This window comes from Microvirga sp. 2TAF3 (assembly GCF_052114965.1).
Classification (GTDB): Bacteria; Pseudomonadota; Alphaproteobacteria; order Rhizobiales; family Beijerinckiaceae; genus Microvirga.
The window spans coordinates 13428-31112 of record NZ_JBFRFT010000004.1 but is presented as its reverse complement, the minus strand read 5'-3'; the positions used below and the strand labels follow the sequence as shown (position 1 = coordinate 31112).

Here is a 17685-nt window from a genome sequence, read left to right as displayed (position 1 = left end):
GGAGTTGTTGTCGTGCGCCTTCTTCGTCTCTGGCCCGAGAACTCCCATTTCGATTTCATGCGCTTCCGGCGCTTCTCCTTCCCGCTGTCGGCCTGCCTTTCGGTCGCGACGGTGGTGGTGCTCCTGACGGTCGGCCTGAATTTCGGCATCGACTTCAAGGGCGGTACGCTCATGGAGCTGCAGGCGAAGTCCGGCCAGGCCGACGTCGCCAAGATCCGGCAGACGGCCGAGGGCTTCGGCTTCGGCGAGGTCGAGGTGCAGGAGTTCGGCACCGCGGGCGGCCTGTCGCTGCGCTTCCCCATTCAGTCCGGCGGCGAGGCGGCGCAGAGCGCCGTTGTGCAGAAGGCGCGTGACACCTTCGGCAACGAGTACGAGTTCCGCCGCGTCGAGACGGTGGGCCCGCGCGTATCTGGCGAGCTCGTTCAATCGGGCACCATCGGCATCATTCTCGCCGTCATCGCGGTGCTGTTCTATCTCTGGTTCCGCTTCGAGCGCGAGCTTGCCCTCGGCGCCATCTTCGGCACGCTGCACGACATCGTGCTCACCATCGGCTTCTTCGTGATCACGCAGCACGAGTTCAATATGACCTCGATCGCGGCGATCCTCACCATCGTGGGTTATTCGCTGAATGAAACCGTGGTGGTCTTCGACCGCACGCGCGAACTCATGCGTCGCTATAAGACCATGCCGACCAAGGAATTGTTGAACCTCTCGATCAACACGACCATGTCGCGCACGGTGATGACCTCCGCCACGACGGCCCTGTCGCTTCTGGCGCTGGTGCTCTTCGGCGGACGCGCCATCGAGGGCTTTGCGCAGGTGATGCTCTACGGCGTGGTGATCTGCACCTATTCGGCCATCTTCATCTCCTCGCCGATGCTGATCTATATCGGCCTCCGCAGTCCGGAGACCGTGAAGGCCCCCGAGGGCAAGGTCGCCCCGGCGGAGTAAGGCTCATGAGCGGCGGCCGTATCTATGACGGCTTCGTGCCCGGGCGTTATCCGATCGACGCCTATGGCAATGGCGGCTTCCGCTTCGCGGACATGTCCCATCGAGGCTCCATTCTCGTCCTGCCGTCGGGCATACGGGCATGGCCGGTCTCTGCCGTTGCCGAGATCACGGAGGAGAATCTGGCGCCGGTCTTCGCCGAGGGCGAAGACCTGGATCTTCTTCTCCTAGGAACGGGCCTCGACGTCGCCGCGATCCCGGAGCACCTGCGCCTGCGCTTCCGCGAGGCCCGGATCGGCCTCGATGTCATGCAGAGCGGAGCCGCCGCGCGCACCTACAACATCCTGCTGGCCGAGAACCGAAAAGTCGGTGCGGCCCTGATCGCCGTGCCCTGACATGGCGACGGAGGATCTGAGCTTCGCCTATTCCCACTGCGAGTCCCTCGTGCGAGAGGCCGATCCCGACCGGTTCTGGGCCAGCCTGTTCGCGCCGGCTGACAAGCGTCCGCATCTCCACGCGCTCCATGCCTTCAACTACGAGATCGCCCGCGTGCGCGATTCCGTGCGGGAGGCCATGCTGGGCGAGATCCGCCTGCAATGGTGGCGGGATGCCTTGCAGGGCGAGGTCCGCGGTGATGTCAAAGCCAATCCGGTCGCCGCGGCTCTCGACGATACCATCGTGAAGTTCCGCCTTCCGCGCCCGGCGCTGGTCAGCCTGATCGATGCACGGATCTTCGATCTCTACGACGATCCGATGCCCTCTCTGAACGACCTCGAAGGCTATTGCGGCGAAACATCCTCCAGCCTGATCCGGCTCGCCAGCATCATCCTGATGGGCGGCGGCGATCCCGGCCATGCGGATGCCGCGGGCCATGCGGGTGTGGCTTATGCCGTCACCGGCCTGCTGCGGGCTTTTCCCTGGCATGCCCGCCAGGGGCAAGTCTTTCTTCCCACCGATATACTCTCCCGGCACGGCGTCGTGCGGGACGATATCGTGACGGGAAGGGGCGGACCGGGTCTGAAGGGAGCGCTCGCCGATCTGCGCGCCGTCGCCCGCAGACATCTCGACCAGGTTGGAACCCTCCGTTCGACGATCCCGCCGGAGGCCGCGCCTGCCTTCCGCCTCCTCGCCCTCGTCGAACCCTATCTGCGTATCATGGAGAGGCGGGATTACGATCCGTTCCACACGAATGTGGACCTGGCCCAGTGGCGCAGGATTTGGGCCCTGTGGCGCGGGCCGTTCTAGGAAAATACACGCAAAAAAGGCTCCGATTTTGCGGAAGAAAAGGCGTCATTTCAAAAAGGATAGCGCCTCTTTCGTGAACCGGAGATCGCGAAAGAGGCGCTCGGTCGCCCTATGAAAGAGATTGCCCGGACGGGCCCAACTCGGCTTACCGACCCCAGCGAAGCACGAGGGGATCGAGGCGGCGGGCAATCTCGATGAGGCCCTTCCTTGTTTCGGGATGGAGGGGCTGAAGCGGGTGACGCACCGCCTCGGACCGGATGATGCCGCCTTCCTTCATCAGCGCCTTGCAGGCGATAAGGCCGCACTGCCTGTTTTCATGGTTGATGAGGGGAAGCCAGCGCTCATAGGCCGCCAGGGCCTCTTCGCGGCGTCCGGCGACATAGGGGTCCATGATCTGGCGGATGCCATCCGCATAGGCACCGCCCGTCATTGCGCCGGTCGCGCCGGCATCGAGATCGGCCATGAGCGTGATCGCTTCCTCGCCATCCCACGGCCCCTCGATCGCATTCCCGCCTAGTGCCAGGAGATCGCGCAGCTTCCCGGCGGCGCCCGGAACCTCGATCTTGAAATAGGCGACATTCGCAATCTCCCGCGCCATCCGCGCCAGGAACGAAGCGGACAGGGGCGTTCCGGCGACGGGCGCGTCTTGGATCATGATCGGGATGTCGATGGCGTCCGACACCTTTTGGAAAAAGTTGTAGATACCGCCCTCCGGAATCCGGATCGTCGCGCCGTGATAGGGCGGCATGATCATCACCATGGCGGCCCCCGCATCCTGTGCGCGGCGGCTGCGCTCGGCGCAGATATGCGTCGCGAAATGGGTGGTCGTCACGATCACCGGGACGCGGCCGGCGACGTGTTCGAGCACCGCATGCATCAGGATTTCGCGCTCGCTGTCGGTCAGGACGAACTGCTCGGAGAAATTCGCGAGGATGCAGAGGCCATCGGAGCCGGCATCGATCATGAAATCCACGGCGCGCTTCTGCCCTCGGAGATCAAGCTGTCCATCGTCGTCGAAGATGGTCGGGACAACCGGGAAGACGCCACGATAGGGGCGCGCGGAGGCTGGTTGAGACAAGGCCGTTTCCTCTCTTTCGATACTTGCGGGCTTGGTTCTGTGCATAGCTCAGTGATTGTCGCGGGGGACGGGGGAGCCCGTCTTGCCGACGAGGAAGTCGAGATCGGCTCCCTTGTCCGCCTGGAGCACGTGATCGACGTAAAGCTTGGCATAGCCACGGACGGCATGGGCCTGGGGCGGTGCCCAGCTCTCGCGCCTTTTCGCGAGTTCGACATCCTCAACATGAAGATGCAGGCTTCGCGCCGCGACATCGAGGGTGATCAGGTCGCCGTTCCGGACAAGGGCGAGCGGACCGCCGGCCGCCGCTTCGGGAGCAACGTGCAGGACGACCGTGCCATAGGCGGTGCCGGACATGCGGGCATCCGAAATCCGCACCATGTCGCGGATGCCTTTTTTCAGGAGCTTCTGGGGCAGGGGCATGTTCCCCACCTCCGCCATGCCCGGATAGCCCTTGGGTCCGCAATGCTTGAGCACCATGATGCAGGTCTCGTCGATATCGAGATCATCGTCGTCGATGCGGTGATGAAGCTCCTCGATCGTTTCGAACACGACGGCGCGGCCCGTATGCTTCATCAATTCCGGCGAGGCGGCCGAGGGCTTGATGACGGCGCCGTCCGGTGCAAGGTTCCCCCGCAGGATCGCGATGCCGGCATCGGCCTTGAACGGCTCGTCGAAGCTCGTGATGACCTCCTGGTTCCAGCACGGCGCATCCTTGACGTTGTCCCAGATCGGATGGCCGTTGACGGTGAGCGCTTCCTTGTTCAACAGGCCGCGCTCGCCCAGCGACCTTAGAACCACGGGCAGACCGCCGGCATAATAGAAATCCTCCATGAGGAAACGGCCCGAGGGCATGAGGTCGACGAGGCAATGGACGTCCCGCCCCAGCCGGTCGAAATCATCGAGTGTCAGGTCGATCCCGGCGCGGCCGGCAATGGCGAGAAGATGCACGACGGCGTTCGTCGAGCCGCCGATGGCGGCAAGCGCCCGGATCGCATTCTCGAAGGCCTGCCGGGTCAGGATCTTCGAAAGCACGAGGTCTTCCCTGACCATCTCGACGATCCGCCGCCCCGCCATGCGGGCGAGATGGTTGCGCCGCGCGTCGGTTGCCGGAATGGCGGCGTTCTCCGGAAGGCCGACACCCAGGGCCTCGACCATCGAGGCCATCGTGGAGGCGGTGCCCATGGTCATGCAATGGCCGTGAGACCGGTTCATCCCGCCCTCGGCCTCATGAAACTCCTGCAAGGTTACTTCGCCGGCGCGCAGCTGCTCGCTCATGGAAATGATGTTCGTGCCCGAGCCGATATATTTCCCGCGATAGACTCCCCGGAGCTGCGGCCCGCCGGAGACGCCGATGGTCGGCAGATCCGCCGAGGCAGCACCCATGAGAAGCGCGGGCGTGGTCTTATCGCAGCCCATCAGGAGGACGACCCCGTCGAGAGGGTGGGCGCGGATCGCTTCCTCCACATCCATCGCGGCAAGGTTGCGAAACAGCATCGCCGTCGGCCGCATCGTCACTTCGCCCAGGGAGGAGACCGGGAATTCGAGGGGGAAGCCGCCCGCATCGAGCACGCCGTACCGGACATGCTCCGCAATGGTGCGGAAGTGCGAGTTGCAGGGCGTCAGCTCCGACCATGTATTGCAGATGCCGATGACCGGGCGATCCTCGAACTGATCCTGCGGGAAGCCGCTGTTCTTGAGGAATGAGCGATAATAGAAGCCCATCTTGTCCTGGCGGCCGAACCAGGCATGGCTGCGCAGCTTACGCTTTCGATCGTCGTTCATCGCTCGCTTCTCGGTCCTTCATTTCCTGGGAAAGTCGGTGAGGCCACCTCTTTGGTTCGTCTCACTCACCTCGACGGTCGTCGTCTTTGTGTATATAATATGATAAATAAATTGTCTGCAAAGGCTGTTGATGCCGAAGGCTGAAATATTTTGAAGGAGGGGGCGTCGGAGCGAGCCGGATAGGCTGGGTCCGGGGGGATGAGGAGGCTTTGGCCGGGCTGCGGTGCTGCCTCGGAATGTTGTTGGCACGCATTCAAGGGGCGGCCGGTCTTTCGATGGAGCCCTGAGTTTGTGGTGGACAAAGATCGCTATTGGCGCATTTCGCTTTGTTTTTATCGTAGTGCAGCGTGGCCTGCGGCAATGTCGGTTCGGTCACGCTGGCGTTTGACGAGTGGTACGATGATTTCAGTCAATCCGGTAAAAATGGCCTCCAGGCCCCGCTCGGCTCATGATCTGGTCGCCCACGGGATCGGCCACAGCATCATGCAGGGGCGCTATCCCGTCGGCAGCACGCTGCCCGGCGACGCCGAGCTGATGGAATTCTTCGGCGTTTCCCGCACGGCTTTGCGCGAGGCCTTGAAAACCCTTGCGGCGAAGGGACTGATCGAGTCGAAGACCAAGGTCGGCACGAAAGTTCTCGGCCGCGAAAACTGGAACATGTTCGATGCCGACATTCTCGACTGGCATCTCCAGCTCGGCGTCGATGCACAGTTTCTGGGCTGGCTGTTCGAGATCAGACAGGCGCTCGAGCCATTGGCCTGCGCCACCGCGGCCTTGCGCCGGACGCCGGAGCAGCTCGAGGCCATGCGCCTGGCCCTGCTCGCGATGTACCGGTGCGAGGACAACCGGCAGGGCTTTACGAAGGCCGATCTGGCGTTTCATCAGGCCGTCCTGGAAGCGTCCGGCAATCCGTTCCTGCAATCCATCGGGTCGGTCATCGGGGCCGCTCTCGCGACATCCTTCACTGTCAGCTCGCCCGTCTCCAGCGATGAGCGCTTCAAATTGGTGATGAAGCAGCATCAGGCCGTCTTCGATGCAATCGAAGAGCGTGACGCATCCGCAGCGAGCGACGCGATGTCGACGCTGATCCTGCGGACGGCGGAGCGAATTCGGATCAAGCACGATGCCGGCGCCGTCGCGACCGTGCAGCTTCATGCCTTCTCGCAGAAAAGGCCGGGATAGCCCGCAGCTTTGCTTTGGTTGGCAGGCTATCTTGTTGATACGTAATCTTTTTCCGGTCTTGTCCTGAGTGCCGTACCTCAGACGTGACCTTGCCAAACAACGATAGTATTATAGTATTATTATAAAAAGTCGTCATGCTTTTCAGTCTGACTGCCTGACGCAAGCCGCGGGCGCCACGGAGAAGGGCGCTGCTTGCCATCACAGGTTGGGGTCGCGTCGGAAAACCTCAGACGCGCGTCGAAGCGAGGTTGTTGATTGAGATCGTCAGTAACGCACCGGACACATCAAGTTGCCTGGGCTCGAAGCAGAGGGAGAACGAACTTGAAGACAGTGAAAGCAACCATTGCTGCGCTTGCTTTGGGGGCCTTAGGGCTGGTCCATGCGGCGCAGGCTCAGGACAAGGGTACTGTCGGGGTCTCCATGCCGACGAAATCGTCGGCCCGCTGGATCGCCGATGGTGACAACATGGTGAAGTCCCTGAAGGAAAAGGGCTACGCCGTCGATCTGCAATACGCCGAAGACGACATCCCCAATCAGCTCGCCCAGATCGAGAACATGATCACCAAGGGCGCCAAGGTTCTCGTGATTGCCGCGATCGACGGCACCACGCTGTCGGACGCGCTTCAGCAGGCATCCGACAAGGGCATCAAGGTCATCGCCTATGACCGCCTGATCCGCAATTCCAAGAATGTCGACTACTACGCCACCTTCGACAACTTCCAGGTCGGCGTGCTGCAGGGAGGCTACATCGAGAAGGCGCTGGGGCTGAAGGAGGGCAAGGGCCCCTTCAACATCGAGCTCTTCGGCGGCTCGCCCGACGACAACAATGCCTTCTTCTTCTATAATGGCGCCATGTCCGTGCTCGAGCCGTATATCAAGAGCGGCAAGCTCGTCGTGGCCAGCGGCCAGACCGGAATGGACAAGGTCTCGACCCTGCGCTGGGATGGCGCCGTCGCCCAGGCGCGCATGGATAACCTTCTGAGCGCCTATTACAACGACAAGCGGGTGGATGCCGTCCTGTCGCCCTATGACGGCCTGAGCATCGGCATCATTTCATCGCTGAAGGGCGTCGGTTACGGCACGCCGAAACAGCCCATGCCCGTCGTCACGGGCCAGGATGCCGAAATCCCGTCGATCAAGTCGATCCTCGCCAAGGAACAGACCTCGACAGTCTTCAAGGATACGCGCGAACTGGCGAAGGTGGCCGCCAACATGGTCGATGCACAGCTCGCGGGTAAGCCGGCCGAAGTCAACGACACGAAGACCTACGAGAACGGCGTCAAGACGGTGCCGTCCTATCTCCTGAAGCCGGTGAGTGTCGATGCATCCAACTGGAAGGACGTTCTGGTGGGCAGCGGCTACTACACCGAGAGCCAGATCAAATAGTTCCCGATGCCGGCGGGCCTCGCTCGAAAGAGCAAGGCCCCGCTGCGCGAAGGCTGTTCCTGATCTGAGGTCACGCGATGAAGCCGATCCTTGAGATGCGAGGGATCACGAAGACGTTTCCGGGCGTCAACGCGCTGGATAACGTCAACCTCACGGTCGAGGCCGGCGAGATTCATGCCCTGGTCGGCGAGAACGGCGCCGGCAAGTCCACGTTGATGAAGGTGCTGAGCGGCGTCTATCCGTACGGGTCCTATTCCGGGGAGATCCATTTCGAGGGCCAGGAGCGGCGCTTCAAGGGAATTGCCGAGAGCGAAAAGCTCGGCATCATCATCATCCATCAGGAGCTGGCGCTCGTGCCGCTCCTGTCGATTGCGGAAAACATCTTTCTCGGCAACGAGCAGGCCGAGTACGGGATCATCGACTGGTCGGCGGCCTTCTCGCGTACGAAGAGCCTTCTCAAGACCGTCGGGCTCAAGGAATCTCCCGAGACCCTGGTGACCAATCTCGGCGTCGGCAAGCAGCAGCTCGTCGAAATCGCCAAGGCCCTGTCGAAGAAGGTCAAGCTCCTCGTCCTCGACGAGCCGACCGCTAGCCTCAACGAGAGTGACAGCGATGCGCTCCTGGAATTGCTGCTTCAGTTCCGGAACCAGGGCATTTCCTCGATCCTGATCTCGCACAAGCTCAACGAGGTTTCGAAAGTCGCCGATTCCATCACCGTTCTTCGCGACGGAAGCACCGTCGAGACCCTCGATTGCCGGAAAGAGGATATCAGCGAGGATCGGATCATCCGGGGCATGGTCGGCCGCGCCATGGCCGACCGCTATCCGAAGCGCGAGCCCCATATCGGCGAGCCCATTTTCGAGGTCAAGGACTGGTCAGCCCATCATCCGATCCACCCGGATGTGCGCGTGGTCAAAGGGGTCAATCTTCATATCAGGCGCGGCGAGATCGTCGGCATCGCCGGTCTCATGGGAGCCGGCCGCACGGAGCTTGCCATGAGCCTCTTTGGCAGAACCTACGGCCAGCGCATCACCGGGCGCGTGCTGCTGCATGGCAGGGAAATCGACGTGAGCACGGTCGAGAGGGCCGTCTCGAACGGGATCGCCTATGTCACGGAGGACCGCAAGACATACGGCCTCATTCTCGAGGAGGACATCCGCAAGAACGTCACGCTCGCGCATCTGGACGGCGTTTCCGAAAGATTCGTCATCGACGAGATGCGCGAACTCACGGTGGCCAACGAGTACCGCAAGAAGCTGAAGATCAGGAGCGCCAACGTCTTCCAGGAGACCCTGAACCTGTCCGGCGGAAACCAGCAGAAGGTCGTCCTGAGCAAATGGCTCTTCGCGAATCCGGAAATCCTCATCCTCGACGAGCCGACCCGGGGCATCGATGTCGGGGCGAAATATGAAATCTATACGATCATCAACAACCTCGCCGATGCGGGGAAGGGCGTTCTCTTCATTTCGTCCGAGATGCCGGAGCTTCTGGGAATGTGCGACCGGATCTACGTGATGAACGAGGGCGCCCTGATCGGGGAATTCGCGGCCGCCGAGGCATCGCAGGAAAAGATCATGCACGCGATCGTCAGATCGGGGAGGCGCTGAGATGGATACGAGGATTCCGGAGGACCTTCGGGTCGAACAGCAGGCTTCCTATTGGAGTTTCCTGAAATCCCACTTCCGCGACTACGGCATGCTGGTGTCGCTCCTCGCCATCATGCTGTTCTTTCAGGTCGTGACGGGCGGCACGCTCCTCAAGCCGCTCAATCTGACCAATCTCGTTCTCCAGAACAGCTATATCGTCATCATGGCGCTCGGCATGCTGCTCGTCATCGTGGCCGGGCATATCGATCTGTCGGTCGGGTCGATCGTCGGCTTCATCGGCGCGCTTGCGGCCGTGATGATGGTCAAGTTCAACATCCATTTCATTCCGACCATCATCGTCTGCCTCCTCGTCGGCGCCGCGATTGGCGCCGCGCAGGGTTATTGGGTGGCCTTCTTCAAGGTTCCTTCCTTCATCGTCACGCTGGCGGGCATGCTGGTTTTCAAGGGGCTGACCCTGACGCTGCTCGGAGGACAATCCGTCGGTCCGTTTCCGCCGACTTTCCAGAAGCTGAGCTCAGGTTTCATTCCCGATGTCTTCGGCGGCGAGGCGTTGAACGTCACCTCGCTCCTGCTCGGCGTGGCGACGGCAATGGTGCTGGTCTATTTCAGCCTGCGCAATCGCGCGAAACAACAGATGCACGCCGTCGATGTGCCGCCGATGGGCCTGTTCATCGTCAAGAACGCCATTCTGTGCGCGCTCATCATCTCGTTCAGCTATCTGCTCGCCACCTATCGCGGATTGCCGAACGTCCTCATCATCATGTTCGTCCTGATCGCGCTTTATGCGTTCGTGACCAACCGGACGACCATCGGCCGGCGCATCTATGCTCTGGGCGGAAACGAGAAAGCGGCCAAGCTGTCCGGCATCAAGACGGAGAGGCTGACATTTCTCACCTTCGTCAATATGGGCGCCCTTGCGGCTTTGGCAGGGCTGATCTTCGCCGCGCGTTTGAACACGGCCACGCCGAAAGCGGGCCTGTCGTTCGAGCTTGACGTCATCGCCGCCTGCTTCATCGGCGGTGCTTCGGCATCCGGCGGCGTCGGCAAGGTGACAGGCGCCGTCATCGGCGCCTTCGTGATGGGCGTCATGAACAACGGCATGTCGATCCTCGGCATCGGAATCGACTATCAGCAGGTCATCAAGGGTCTCGTGCTTCTGGCGGCCGTCACGCTCGACGTGTACAACAAGAAGAAATGACACGGCTCAGCTGCGCTGTCGCCTAAGAGGCCAGCCTCAATGCTTCGTTTTTGCGCGATGCAGGACCGCAAGGATTTCATATCCCGGCGATCGGCATTTGTAGCCGACGGAACATTGCGGCGTATCCTCCGTCGGCACCCAGGCGGGCTCCAGAATCTGGTCGACTTGGCAGGAGCTCAGGCTGCTCACGTAACGGTCGTACTGATCGGGCCCCGTGCTCAAGACGGCCGCGCCCTCGCTGGCGACCATCCCTCTCGCCTGTTCGCAGGACATGCTCCGCGTGGAGGCCATCTGCGCGAAGGCCGATGTCGCGAGCAGGGGAAACGCGCCGGCACTTGCCGCCGCCACGGTCTTGAGGATGATTCTGCGCATGGGAAACTCCCTCGGTTCCATCCGACGTCAGTTTATACGAATGGGAGCTTCCTGCTTGATTTGTTGGGGCAGTCGCTCAACCTCCGGGACATGAGCGCCTCAGGGACTTGCTGCTGTCGTAACGAAATCCAAAGCTCTGCCGCAATTGAGCAACGACTGCCGGAGCCGACCGGAGAGAAGGCCGCCCCAACGGGCGCCCTTTCATTGAGAAACACTGAGGATTGGATCCGCTTTAGGCTCCGTTCGGGTCGAGTACTCAACGTCCGGGATGTGCCATTGCGAGACCTTTGTAGGCAATGATGAGTTAGGTGCTGGCCGCAGCAACAGAGGGGTGATGCACCGTCTTCAATATTTTGTCGCCACGATGACATAGCGGTGCTGGGTCGCGCGTTCAAAGCCCTTGAGCAGGGACATATGCTTGGCCTGCTCGCGATGGATGCGCTGGAGATTCTGATCCATCGTGATCCCTTCAAAGCCGGCCTGGCGGAGGAGGTCGATGACCTCGGCGGATCGGGCCCCCTTGGAAAAGTAGACCTGCCGCAGGATCCGCTCGTGGGTCTCTCTCATCGCATCTTGGGTGTGGGCTGCGGTGGCTCTCCCGGAGAGGCGTTCGAACATGCGGATCAGGCGCTTTACCAGCGTGTCCGAGACGAAATCGCCGTCGACGATGAGCACCTTGCCGCCGGGCTTCAGCAGGGAATGCCATTCCCGGAAGGCGGCCAGAGGGTCGACCAAGGTCCAGACCAGATGACGCGTTACGATCACGTCATAGCTCTCCGGCTTCTCCAGCGTCCGCTCGGCATCGCCCATGACGAACCGGATCTTGGCTCCGCGTGCCTGGGCCTTGGCGCGGGCGCGGCTGAGCATCGCCTCCGACCAATCGAGGCCTGTGACCTGGAAACCCAGCCCGTCGAGCAGATGGGAAATCACCCCCGTGCCGCTCGCAAGATCGAGCGCGCTGCGGCCTCCGCCGGGGCCGAGATGGCGCAGGAACAACTCGCGCCAAGCCTGCCGCTCCTCTTCCGAGAAGATCTCGTGCCCCACCTGCTGGTCGAAGGTCGGTGCGCGAGCCGACCAATAGTCGCGAATTTCATCCCGAAGCGTGTAGTTCGACGTCATCCGACAGCCCGTTAAAATCATGCATTGCGGCGCGATTTATCTTCAAGATCCGAAATCGTCAAGTTATAAGTATTCTAAACTATAGAATAGACTTCTTCTAAACTAGATAAATCTAACCTTTATTGTAGTAATTCTAAAAGATAATGCTTGATATACTTTTATGACAGTCATAGGAGAAGCCGCCTTTTCCTCTCGATGCGAGGTGCATTATGCAGCTTCCCAAACTGACTCTCTGCGCAGTCATGGCGCTCGTTTCTCTCCTGCCCGTCCCGTCGAGGGCGGCTGATGCCAAGATCACCATCAGCGACGTCACTGGCCGTCAGGTCGAGGTCAAGACGCCTGTGGCCAAGGTGATCCTCGGAGAGGGACGCCAGATCTACTTCGTCGCTGCCCTCGACACCGAGGCGCCGTTCAAGCGCGTCGTCGGCTGGCGGGACGATTTCGAGAAGGCCGATCTCGACGGCTACAAGGACTACCTTGCCAAGTATCCGGACATCGCGAAGCTCCCGACCTTCGGTGGTGAGAAGGAAGGCACCTTCAACATCGAGCAGGCCGTGGCGCTCGCTCCCGATGTCATGATCATGAACGTAGAGGCCAAGACCGCGACCGACGACGCGAAGCTCATCGAGAAGCTCGCCAAGGTCGGCATCCCGGTCGTGTTCGTGGACTTCCGCGACAAGCCCTTCGAGAACACCGAGCCGAGCATGCGGCTGATCGGCAAGCTGTTCGGAAAGGAGGCTCGGGCCGAGGAGTTCATCGCCTTCCGTAAGGAGCAGATCGACCGCGTCACCGAACGCCTCGCCAAGGCGAACCCCGCCAAGCCGCTCGTGATGATGGAGCGTGCAGGCGGCTACACCGACGATTGCTGCATGTCCTTCGGAAACGAGAATTTCGGCAAGATGGTCGAGATCGCCGGAGGCGCCAACCTCGCCGGCAAGATCATTCCCGGCACCTTCGGGGGCGTGAACCCGGAGCAGATCATCGCGGCCAATCCGGATCAGGTGATCGTCACCGGGTCGAACTGGGAACTCTATGTGCCCGGTGGCAAATGGGTCGGCGTCGGATCCGGAGCCGACAAGGCAAAGGCACGGAACAAGCTCGCCGAGTTGATGAAGCGCCCCGCCTATACGGGCGTGAAGGCGGTGCAGAACAAGCAGGTTCACGCCATCTGGCACCAGTTCTACAACAGCCCCTATCAGTTCGTCGCCATCCAGCAGATCGCCAAGTGGCTGCACCCGGATCTGTTCAAGGATCTCGATCCTGACCAGACGATGCACACCCTCTACGAGCGTTTCCTGCCCGTGGCGTACAAGCCCGGCTACTGGGTCTCGCTGACGGATAAGGAATAGGCCCTTGGCTCACGCGGCATCCGTTGCAGCACAGACTGGGCGCGGAGTGTACCGCGCCCTCGTGCAGCGCAAGAAACTCCTTCTCCTGGCGCTCGCGCTCGTCCTGGTTCTATCCGTCATCGCCGATCTGGGATTGGGGCCCGCTCGCTACAGCATGCGGGAGGTCGTGCTCGCGCTGGCCGGATCGTCGGAGGTGTCCCATCAGGTCGGAGTTGTGATCTGGGATATCCGGATGCCGGTAGCCCTGATGGCGGTGGTCGTCGGCGCGGCTCTCTCGGCTGCGGGCGCGCAGATGCAGACGATCCTCAACAATCCGCTCGCCAGCCCCTTCACGCTCGGTATCTCGGCCGCCGCGAGCTTCGGCGCGTCGCTCGCTCTCGTGTTCGGGGTCGGTCTCCTGCCTTTCGCCACTGAGTACGGGGTGTCGATCAATGCCCTGCTCATGGCGATGGGCGTTGCCCTGTTCATTCATCTCATGAGCCAGCGGCGTGGCGTGGCGGTCGAGACGATCGTCCTGCTGGGCATTACCCTCGTCTTCACCTTCAACGCTCTGCTGGCCCTCGTGCAGTTTCTCGCCTCCGAGCAGGCGTTGGCGGCCGTCGTCTTCTGGACCATGGGCAGCCTCACCCGGGCGACTTGGCCGAAGCTGACGATTACGACGGCAATCCTCGTCGTTGCGCTCCCGCTCTTCTTCCGTCGCGCCTGGGCTCTGACGGCGCTTCGTCTCGGCGAGGATAAGGCTGCGAGCTTCGGTGTGAACGTCCGCTGGCTCAGGCTCGAGACGATGCTGATCGTCAGCGTTCTCGCCGCCGTGCCCGTAGCGTTTGTCGGGACGATCGGCTTCGTCGGTCTCGTCGGCCCTCACATCGCCCGGATGATGATCGGAGAGGATCAACGGTTCTTCCTGCCGGCCTCCGCTCTTTCAGGCGCCGCGATGCTATCGCTGACATCCGTGATCAGCAAATCCCTCATTCCGGGGAGCATCATCCCCATCGGCATCATCACGGCGCTGGTCGGAGTGCCGTTTCTGTTCAGCCTGATCATGACCAATCGGAGGCGGGCATGGTAGCCACATTGCAACTCAACGACGTCGGCGTCCGCTATGGCAAGCAGGAGGTCCTTTCGAGCATCACGACCCCGGTCATGAAGGGTGGTGAGGTGACGGCAGTGATCGGACCGAACGCCGCCGGCAAGTCGAGCCTTTTCCGGCGCATCGCAGGGCTTCTCGCTGGACCGGGAGAGATCACCATCGGTGGCCTCTCGGAGAGGGCCGCTTCCCGGGGCGTCTGCTACATGCCTCAGGACACATCGGTGAACACGGTGCTCACGGTCTACGAGTCGATCCTCCTGGCGCGGAAGCAGGGCGGCGACCACCGGGTCAGCGACGGAGACCTGGAAGCCGTGGACGAGATTCTCGCGGCGCTCCGAATTGAGCCCATCGCCTTCAAGGGCTTGTGCGAGCTCAGCGGTGGTCAACGGCAGTTGGTATCCCTGGCCCAGACACTGGTGCGCGAGCCGCAGATCCTTCTGCTGGACGAGCCTACGAGCGCGCTTGACCTCCATCGGCAGGTCGAGGTTCTGGCGCTGATCCGAAACCTGTCGCGCAGGCACGAGATTTGCGTCGTTCTGGCAGTCCACGACCTCAACCAGGTTCTACGCGTGGCCGACCGCGTCCTTGTGATCGATGGCGGAACGATGGTGAGATGCGGACCGGCCGAGACAGTCATCACATCTGACCTTCTCAGGAACATCTACAAGGTCGACGGTCGGATCGAGCGATGCTCCCGGTTGTGCGCTCAGGTCATCATCGACGGGCCTATTGTTCGCCAAGCCTGATCCGTCGCCACGCTCGCGTGCCGACGACATTGAACGTCTGATCTGCGTCAGTCGGCGCCATCAAGCGCGGCCGTGTGCATGCAATCTGCATAGAAAGTGTCTTCGACTGCCACTGGATCCTTTCGCAATACCGGTGTCCATTTTTACGGAAAATGCTTTAGCTCAAGCCCTGCGTCGCGGCCTCCTTGATATCGTCGAGGCGCGGCCCCTCGATGTGCCGGTAACGGGCCTGCACGAGGGCGAAAATGCCGAAGGCAAGAAGGCCTGCGGCGGTGATGGCGAGAAGAATCCAGCCATAGGGCTGCGCTTGGAGGCTCTGGAGGGCTCCGCCAAGCCCCTTCGCTTCGGAGGAGTTGCTGTAAACCGCAGCGAGGACCAGAAACCCGCCGATCAGCACGAAAACGATGCCGCGGGCGGCATAGCCGACCCGGCCCAGTGGGATGACCCATCGCCGTGCATGCTCCTCCAGCATCAGGTCGTTTGTCACCTTGCCGCTCCAGCTTTTCCAGAAGAAGGCAACGCCGATTCCTATGACGGCGATTCCGACCAGCGCGACCAGCCATTGGCCGAAGGGCTTGCCGAGAAGCCAGGCGGTCCAGTCGCGCGCGGATTGATCGTCGCCATGGCCTCCGCTGCGGCCGATGGCGAGATTGAGGCTCGTCAAGGCAATGCCTGCATAGGCAAGGCTACTGAGGAGATGACCGCCACGGATCAGAAGGCCCTTGCCCGAGGAACCGAGCCGGTCCGCATCCGTCAGTGGCTCGATCACACGCCAGAGAGCGAAACAGAGAAGGCCGAGGGCGATGAGGCCGAGAAGCACCTTTCCGAAGGGCTGGCCCAGAAGGGTCTGCAAGGCGCTGCCGCTGCCGCCGATCTGCCCGCCGGAGCCGGTGGCGGCGAGAACGGCCAATCCGCCGACGAGGCAATAGACGATGCCGCGGGCGCCGTAGCCCAGGCGAGCCATCCATTCCGTCAGATTCCCGGATTTCCAATTCATCGACGGGCCAATCTCCACGCTGCAAGCCAAGCTGCAGCGTCAACGACAGGTCCGTCGCATGTGTTCCTGAGGCGGCGACTTCGAACGTCGCTCTATTCCGCCGCTGCCGACAATGCGCCACCGGCCATCCATGCGGTCAGGTCGGCGCGCGCCCGATCCGTCAGGGCCTTTTTCTTGGCGGCGGCCTTGGCCGGGCCGCGCAGGCGCTTGCCGTTCTCGTCTTTCGCTGCGAATTCGAGCGGCGGGAACAGGCCGAAATTGACGTTCATCGGCTGGAAGGAGCGCGGTCCCTCGTCGATGGTCTCGATGTGGCCGCCAGTGATGTGGTTGATGAGCGCGCCGAGCGCCGTGGTGGAGGGCAGGGGCGCGAGGGGGTGGCCGAGCCGCTCGGCGGCGGCGAAGCGGCCCGTCATCAGGCCGACCGCGGCGCTTTCCACATAACCCTCGCAGCCTGTGATCTGCCCGGCGAAGCGCAGGCGCGGCATCGCCTTGAGGCGAAGCGTACCGTCGAGCAGCTTCGGCGAGTTGAGATAAGTGTTGCGATGCAGCCCGCCGAGGCGCGCGAATTCCGCGTTCTCGAGGCCGGGGATCATGCGCAGGATGCGGGTTTGCTCGCCGTATTTCAGCTTGGTCTGGAAGCCGACCATGTTGAACAGGGTGCCGAGCGCGTTGTCCTGGCGCAGTTGCACGATGGCGTAGGGCTTCTTGTCGGGGTTGTTGGGGTCGGTCAGCCCCACCGGCTTCATGGGGCCGTGACGCAGAGTCTCGCGTCCGCGTTCGGCCATCACCTCGATGGGCAGGCAGCCGTCGAAATAGGGGGTGTTCGCCTCCCATTCCTTGAAATCGGTCTTGTCGCCCGCGAGCAGCGCATCGATGAAGGCGTCATACTGCTCCTTGGTCATCGGGCAGTTGATGTAGTCCTTGCCCGTGCCACCCGGCCCGACCTTGTCGTAGCGCGACTGGAACCAGGCGATATCCATGTTGATGGAGTCCCGATAGGCGATGGGCGCGATGGCGTCGAAGAAAGCGAGTTCCTTCTCGCCGGTCAGTCCGAGAATGGCCTCCGCCAGGGCGGGCGAGGTGAGGGGACCGGTGGCGACGATGACGGAGGACCACGCCTCCGGCGGAAGACCCGCGACCTCGCCGCGCTCGATGGTGATGAGCGGATGCGCCTCGAGTGCCGCCGTGACGGCGGCGGAAAATCCGTCCCGGTCCACGGCGAGCGCGCCGCCGGCGGGAACCTGGTTCGCATCGCCCTTGGCCATGATGAGGGAGCCCAAGCTGCGCATCTCCTGATGCAGCAGGCCGACCGCATTGGTCTCGGCATCGTCGGAGCGGAACGAGTTGGAGCAGACAAGTTCGGCGAGCCCATCGGTCTTGTGGGCATCGGTGCCGCGCACGGGCCGCATCTCGTGCAGGATGACGGGGACTCCCGCCTGGGCGATCTGCCAGGAGGCTTCCGAACCGGCGAGGCCGCCGCCGATGACATGGATGGGGTGCAGGTTGCTCATCTTATCCCTCTCGAACGGGGGTGTTGTTGACCCTCAACACGGCGCGGGTCAAGCTGAGCCATTCCATATTCAAGA

Annotated in this window: 16 protein-coding genes; 10 read left to right on the top strand and 6 right to left on the bottom strand. The window is 62.1% G+C overall.

Going from position 1 to position 17685, the window contains the following annotated elements; all coding sequences use genetic code 11:
* The first annotated feature begins 12 nt into the window (after positions 1–12).
* Genes secF through AB4Y97_RS05605 form a run of 3 tightly spaced genes read left to right on the top strand, consistent with a single transcriptional unit; the run spans position 13 to position 2193 of the window.
* Positions 13–951, top strand: a complete 939-nt coding sequence (gene secF, locus AB4Y97_RS05615) for a protein translocase subunit SecF (RefSeq protein WP_441998035.1) — start codon at positions 13–15, stop codon at positions 949–951.
* Positions 952–956: 5 nt separating this feature from the next.
* Complete coding sequence (locus AB4Y97_RS05610) at positions 957–1343, top strand: Mth938-like domain-containing protein (protein ID WP_441998034.1); 387 nt, start codon at positions 957–959, stop codon at positions 1341–1343.
* Position 1344: 1 nt separating this feature from the next.
* Positions 1345–2193 (top strand): phytoene/squalene synthase family protein, encoded by an 849-nt coding sequence (locus tag AB4Y97_RS05605; protein WP_441998033.1) that lies wholly within the window; start codon positions 1345–1347, stop codon positions 2191–2193.
* A 145-nt stretch (positions 2194–2338) separates the two neighbouring features.
* Here AB4Y97_RS05605 and AB4Y97_RS05600 read toward each other — a convergent pair whose 3' ends face one another.
* Entirely contained in the window at positions 2339–3271 is a 933-nt protein-coding gene (locus tag AB4Y97_RS05600) for a dihydrodipicolinate synthase family protein (RefSeq protein WP_441998032.1), read from the bottom strand.
* A 48-nt stretch (positions 3272–3319) separates the two neighbouring features.
* Entirely contained in the window at positions 3320–5053 is a 1734-nt protein-coding gene (locus AB4Y97_RS05595) for an IlvD/Edd family dehydratase (protein ID WP_441998031.1), read from the bottom strand.
* Positions 5054–5452: 399 nt separating this feature from the next.
* Here AB4Y97_RS05595 and AB4Y97_RS05590 point away from each other — a divergent pair, with 399 nt between their 5' ends.
* The 4 genes from AB4Y97_RS05590 (at position 5453) to mmsB (ending at position 10426) form a co-directional block, all read left to right on the top strand.
* Positions 5453–6235, top strand: coding sequence for a FadR/GntR family transcriptional regulator (locus AB4Y97_RS05590; protein WP_441998030.1), 783 nt, complete (start codon positions 5453–5455; stop codon positions 6233–6235).
* A gap of 330 nt (positions 6236–6565) precedes the next feature.
* Complete coding sequence (chvE, locus tag AB4Y97_RS05585; RefSeq protein WP_441998252.1) at positions 6566–7621, top strand: multiple monosaccharide ABC transporter substrate-binding protein; 1056 nt, start codon at positions 6566–6568, stop codon at positions 7619–7621.
* 77 nt (positions 7622–7698) lie between these two features.
* Positions 7699–9228, top strand: coding sequence for a multiple monosaccharide ABC transporter ATP-binding protein (gene mmsA, locus AB4Y97_RS05580; protein WP_441998029.1), 1530 nt, complete (start codon positions 7699–7701; stop codon positions 9226–9228).
* Position 9229: 1 nt separating this feature from the next.
* The gene (gene mmsB / locus AB4Y97_RS05575; RefSeq protein WP_441998028.1) at positions 9230–10426 is read left to right on the top strand and encodes a multiple monosaccharide ABC transporter permease; all 1197 of its coding nucleotides are present in this window, start codon (positions 9230–9232) and stop codon (positions 10424–10426) included.
* A gap of 36 nt (positions 10427–10462) precedes the next feature.
* On the opposite strand, the gene AB4Y97_RS05570 is transcribed toward mmsB, so the two are convergent.
* Positions 10463–10798 carry a hypothetical protein gene (locus AB4Y97_RS05570; protein ID WP_441998027.1) on the bottom strand — a complete coding sequence of 112 codons (336 nt, stop codon included), beginning with the start codon at positions 10796–10798 and terminating at the stop codon, positions 10463–10465.
* 345 nt (positions 10799–11143) lie between these two features.
* Positions 11144–11917 carry a class I SAM-dependent methyltransferase gene (locus AB4Y97_RS05565; protein ID WP_441998026.1) on the bottom strand — a complete coding sequence of 258 codons (774 nt, stop codon included), beginning with the start codon at positions 11915–11917 and terminating at the stop codon, positions 11144–11146.
* Positions 11918–12159: 242 nt separating this feature from the next.
* Here AB4Y97_RS05565 and AB4Y97_RS05560 point away from each other — a divergent pair, with 242 nt between their 5' ends.
* From AB4Y97_RS05560 to AB4Y97_RS05550, 3 genes are read left to right on the top strand one after another with little or no spacing between them, the layout of a single operon-like run.
* On the top strand, positions 12160–13266 hold the full coding sequence (locus AB4Y97_RS05560; RefSeq protein WP_441998251.1) for an ABC transporter substrate-binding protein: 1107 nt from the start codon (positions 12160–12162) through the stop codon (positions 13264–13266).
* A gap of 4 nt (positions 13267–13270) precedes the next feature.
* Positions 13271–14335 carry a FecCD family ABC transporter permease gene (locus AB4Y97_RS05555; RefSeq protein ID WP_441998025.1) on the top strand — a complete coding sequence of 355 codons (1065 nt, stop codon included), beginning with the start codon at positions 13271–13273 and terminating at the stop codon, positions 14333–14335.
* A complete protein-coding gene (locus AB4Y97_RS05550; RefSeq protein ID WP_441998024.1) occupies positions 14329–15102 on the top strand; it encodes an ABC transporter ATP-binding protein in 774 nt (257 codons plus the stop codon). Before AB4Y97_RS05555 ends, AB4Y97_RS05550 begins: the two co-directional genes overlap by 7 nt.
* 157 nt (positions 15103–15259) lie before the next feature.
* On the opposite strand, the gene AB4Y97_RS05545 is transcribed toward AB4Y97_RS05550, so the two are convergent.
* A complete protein-coding gene (locus AB4Y97_RS05545; protein WP_441998023.1) occupies positions 15260–16099 on the bottom strand; it encodes a DUF1206 domain-containing protein in 840 nt (279 codons plus the stop codon).
* A 92-nt stretch (positions 16100–16191) separates the two neighbouring features.
* On the bottom strand, positions 16192–17610 hold the full coding sequence (gene trmFO / locus AB4Y97_RS05540; RefSeq protein ID WP_441998022.1) for a methylenetetrahydrofolate--tRNA-(uracil(54)-C(5))-methyltransferase (FADH(2)-oxidizing) TrmFO: 1419 nt from the start codon (positions 17608–17610) through the stop codon (positions 16192–16194).
* Between the last annotated feature and the right edge of the window lie 75 nt (positions 17611–17685).

What these genes read in the sequence shown, in the direction of transcription:
- AB4Y97_RS05570 (WP_441998027.1), bottom strand. Translation starts at nt 10,798, where the DNA reads ATGCGCAGAATCATCCTCAAGACCGTGGCGGCGGCAAGTGCCGGCGCG.
- AB4Y97_RS05550 (WP_441998024.1), top strand. Translation starts at nt 14,329, where the DNA reads ATGGTAGCCACATTGCAACTCAACGACGTCGGCGTCCGCTATGGCAAG.
- AB4Y97_RS05590 (WP_441998030.1), top strand. Translation starts at nt 5,453, where the DNA reads ATGATTTCAGTCAATCCGGTAAAAATGGCCTCCAGGCCCCGCTCGGCT.
- AB4Y97_RS05545 (WP_441998023.1), bottom strand. Translation starts at nt 16,099, where the DNA reads ATGAATTGGAAATCCGGGAATCTGACGGAATGGATGGCTCGCCTGGGC.
- AB4Y97_RS05610 (WP_441998034.1), top strand. Translation starts at nt 957, where the DNA reads ATGAGCGGCGGCCGTATCTATGACGGCTTCGTGCCCGGGCGTTATCCG.
- AB4Y97_RS05595 (WP_441998031.1), bottom strand. Translation starts at nt 5,053, where the DNA reads ATGAACGACGATCGAAAGCGTAAGCTGCGCAGCCATGCCTGGTTCGGC.
- mmsA (WP_441998029.1), top strand. Translation starts at nt 7,699, where the DNA reads ATGAAGCCGATCCTTGAGATGCGAGGGATCACGAAGACGTTTCCGGGC.
- mmsB (WP_441998028.1), top strand. Translation starts at nt 9,230, where the DNA reads ATGGATACGAGGATTCCGGAGGACCTTCGGGTCGAACAGCAGGCTTCC.
- AB4Y97_RS05565 (WP_441998026.1), bottom strand. Translation starts at nt 11,917, where the DNA reads ATGACGTCGAACTACACGCTTCGGGATGAAATTCGCGACTATTGGTCG.
- AB4Y97_RS05605 (WP_441998033.1), top strand. Translation starts at nt 1,345, where the DNA reads ATGGCGACGGAGGATCTGAGCTTCGCCTATTCCCACTGCGAGTCCCTC.
- trmFO (WP_441998022.1), bottom strand. Translation starts at nt 17,610, where the DNA reads ATGAGCAACCTGCACCCCATCCATGTCATCGGCGGCGGCCTCGCCGGT.
- AB4Y97_RS05560 (WP_441998251.1), top strand. Translation starts at nt 12,160, where the DNA reads ATGGCGCTCGTTTCTCTCCTGCCCGTCCCGTCGAGGGCGGCTGATGCC.